The organism is Croceicoccus gelatinilyticus, from assembly GCF_018398395.1.
GTDB classification, from domain to species: domain Bacteria; phylum Pseudomonadota; class Alphaproteobacteria; order Sphingomonadales; family Sphingomonadaceae; genus Croceicoccus; species Croceicoccus gelatinilyticus.
Map to the genome: position 1 here is coordinate 1 of NZ_JAHCBF010000033.1, position 3,507 is coordinate 3,507.

General features: G+C 58.1%; 2 protein-coding genes. Both read right to left on the reverse strand.

All coding sequences use genetic code 11. The annotated features are described in order from the left end of the window. Nucleotides 1-54: 54 nt before the first annotated feature. Nucleotides 55-1,842, reverse strand: a complete 1,788-nt coding sequence (locus KIH45_RS18940; RefSeq protein WP_216635479.1) for a TniB family NTP-binding protein — start codon at nucleotides 1,840-1,842, stop codon at nucleotides 55-57. Further along, nucleotides 1,727-3,361, reverse strand: a complete 1,635-nt coding sequence (locus KIH45_RS18945; protein WP_024099411.1) for a Mu transposase C-terminal domain-containing protein — start codon at nucleotides 3,359-3,361, stop codon at nucleotides 1,727-1,729. Before KIH45_RS18945 ends, KIH45_RS18940 begins: the two co-directional genes overlap by 116 nt. Between the last annotated feature and the right edge of the window lie 146 nt (nucleotides 3,362-3,507).

The window sequence follows — 3,507 nt, forward strand, 5'->3', positions numbered from 1 at the left end:
TGTCGCGTTGCCCTTAAATCTGAGACACGACGCGTTCGGGGATATTTTTTGCCCTTAATTATGAGATTCCACTGCCATCGCGCCTATGCTTTTCGCGCGCTGCCGGGCGATGTAAACAACCGCGGCAAGCAGACGTGGCTCCTTATCGAAGGCGCGCAATAGAGCAACCCTTGCATAGTCGTCGATGCCGGAGCTTGAGATGGCCGCTTTGACCAGTGGACGGGATTGGGCTGCATCAATTGCAGCAAGGCCAAACAGCCTTACTTCCAGCCTGTGGCCCTGAAGAGCGTATAACGGATCTCCGCGGAAGGCCTTTAATGATATGGCAAAGGTGACCGCGCGCATTGCGCGCCGAAATTGCTTGGAGCTGCGTAATCGCGCGGCGTATTCAAGCCGCGCGGCGCCGTTGCGCGCACGATTTATCAGCTTTTCGGGCATCTGTTCGCCACTGGCCTTGCCGAGCGTCGGCACAAGTCTCGTCCCACAAACCTGGCAGTCGAATGCCCAGGCTCGCCTCCAATGCTTGAGCGAAAGGCCCTCTCTGGAACATTGCAGGCAATGCTGGAATGGTATCTGGGCCGTCAGCGAGGCTTCTCGTGTCGTCATTGCTGGGAAGGTCAAAGATCGCACAACATCTGGGTCAATCCGTGCGGCGTTGGCAATCTTCGCCGCCGCAGCCGCGTCGACGTTGAAGTTCAAGGCGGTGCCATGCGCGGTATCGATTCTGAGATGAGCCAGTAGTTCCGCATCATCACAGTAGTTGGCCGCCGCCAGCCTAGACAACCAACCTGACAACAACTCGTCGGGCAGCGGCGCGACAGTCTTGGGCAGCGGGTGCGGCTTCACACCCCGGACTTCTCGAGCCGCCGATGGGGGGTTCGCATGGCGCGACCAAACCGGCGTCCATTTTGCGATTGCGTCATCGGTGATGCATTCATCACCTGTGACAATGGCGTCGATGGAAAGATCCTTGATCAGGGCGAAGATGCGCGAGGTCACCCCGCCGGTCAGCGCAAGTATCTGCTTTAGTGACTTGACCTTCAGATTGGATTTCTTCTCGAGGGGCATTGCCGCGATGAGTGTCTGGATCATGTCCGAGAACTCGGCGTCGTCGCGCCAGTTTGGAAGGTGATGTTCGTCCAGCCGCCTGGCAAGCTGGATATCACCACGGATGGCATCGACGGCCTCGCTGACCCCCAGGCAGACCAGCGACACTTCGAGTTCATTGCTGAGATACCGCAGAACATTGAGAAAGCGGCGCTGTTCGCGGTGGGTCCCGGCCAAGAGGTTGTGGACTTCGTCGATCATGATCATCCGCAGGCCAAGGTCGCGCAAGAGCGCGACGACACGGACTTCGAGGGAGGCCACATTTTGAGCGCGCGCGCTCAGTGCCGTGGCCGGTGCCCCGACGGTCGCCAGGATGTGCAGATAGAACCGTCGTTCGTCGGGAGCTGGTGGTGCTTGTAACAGTAACAGCGGCGTTCGCGTAATTCCCGATGCTGGGTCATATTCCGGTGCATATCTGCGCGAAAGATTGCGGGCGATCATCGTCTTTCCGATCCCGGACGCGCCATGCACAAGAAGGCCAGGCATACGGGTTTGCCTTGGCGCTTCGATCATACACTGCAAACGGTCCAGAACTTGTTCGGCCCGCGGAAAGCCAATCCAGATATCCGATTGAATGAGGGTGATCCGACCGTCTTCCTCTGTTTTTCCTGCCCTCAATTCACCATCTCTCCACCTTGAACAATGGGCGCGATGTATCACCCGTATCGATCGCGCGCAGCCCTTCGGTTGTTGAGACGGCCGAGTTGGCGCCCTCCAATGTCCCTTTTCTTTCACGGGATCGGCGTTCGGCCCTCGTCAGGCTCCGGCTTTCAGACTCGATTTGGCGTTGCTGTCGGATCAGCTCAGCCAGGACCAGCTCATTGGACCCGGACTTGCCAAGGGCACGGGCATTCCTCATGGCTTCGCGATATTCCCAGAGCGACACAGGCGGAATTTCCAGGTTTCGGTACCGAGCTTCGACGTATCGGTCATTATCCAGTTCGACCCAGATCACCGAGAGGTCGCGAGGGTCGTAGCGGACGACCACCTTTCCATCCCCGCGCCCGATGTGGCCTGCAAGCGCATCGGACCAGTACCGTATCTGGAACAGATGGATGCCGTCACGCCTGACCTTGCGCAGTTCACTTGGCAGAAAGCTCACCCGAAAGGCTTCAATCTCGAAGGGGATATCGCCCATCATTTGCTCTGAGAGCGCCTCCCATTTGGCAACGGGCGTGCAGCCAAGACTTGAATGAATGCTGTTGTTGTAGCGGCAGATTTCCAGAGCAAACCAGCGATCGAAGTCGCTTAAGGTCATCGTGGCCATGCCCTCGGCGTCATAGTCGCCCTTGGCCACGACCGAGGATTGCGTTGTTCCAGGCAACAGGTGCACGGCCCCCATCATCGTGCCGATCAATCGTTCGATGTGCCCTCCGAAATGAGGACTGCCTGGCGGCCGATAGACCAGATCGATCCCCCATTCTGCACATGCCGACCGAAAGGCATGCGACCGGAAATCGCGCCCGTTATCGACGTGGATGCTATGCGGTTTACCCTGCGCGGGCCAAGGAACATTGCGCACCAATTCCGCCAGAAGTTCCGCCTTGGGGGCCACAGCCTGTGTCAGGCAAAGCGCCACCGACAGACGCGAAGGTGCCTCGAGAGAGGTGTAATATCCGGTCACCATCCGCGTTGCGACGTCGATCGCCAGCGTGACCCAAGGCCGCCCAATTGGTTTGCGTTCAAAACTGTCGACGAGAATGATGTCCGCAGGCGTATGGTCGATTTGCACGACCTCCAGTGGCCGGTTTGCCTTGTTGTCGCCTACGACCGGCGCAAATTTCTGGCGGGCCGCCTTTGCGCCTTCGCGTGCCTTGGCAATTTCACGGGCATCCATTGCATCCAGCCTGCGCTGAACCGTCCGACGTGTCGGCGGTTGCAAGCCCTGCTGCCAGCACGCGCTTCGGATTTCTGTCACGATGCGCGACAGGCTTGGGCGTTCCCGCCGTAAGAAATAACGGCGAAGATGTTCTTCGATCACCGCTTCCACCTTGCCGGATATCAAGGTTGTACCAGTCGGGCGGCCCCGTTTCCGAGAAGCCAGCGCGCTGGTGCGCCCACCCTCTTCGGCCAGACGCTTTATCCAGCGCCAGACAGTCGCCCTGCTGACACCAAGCTCCCAAACGGCGTCATTGATGCCACTTTCCAGACTGCCAGTTCCTTTGAGATATGCCTGAACAAGCGGACGCAGAACGGCCGCCCTGCGCGCCTCCTCAGCACCAGCGGCAACGAAGTCTTCGCGATCATCATCCATCAATATTTGCCACACGAAGCTGCGAACCCTGTCTCAGGTTTAAGGGCAAAAATATCGGATTTAAAGGCAAAATATCATATTTAAGGGCAAAGCAAGGCCGTTGATTTCGTTGGATTTCTCATCTCACAATTAAGGGCTACGCGACA

Bases quoted from the DNA above. Each gene is read 5' to 3' on its own strand.
- KIH45_RS18945 (WP_024099411.1), bottom strand. From the start codon at position 3,361: ATGGATGATGATCGCGAAGACTTCGTTGCCGCTGGTGCTGAGGAGGCG.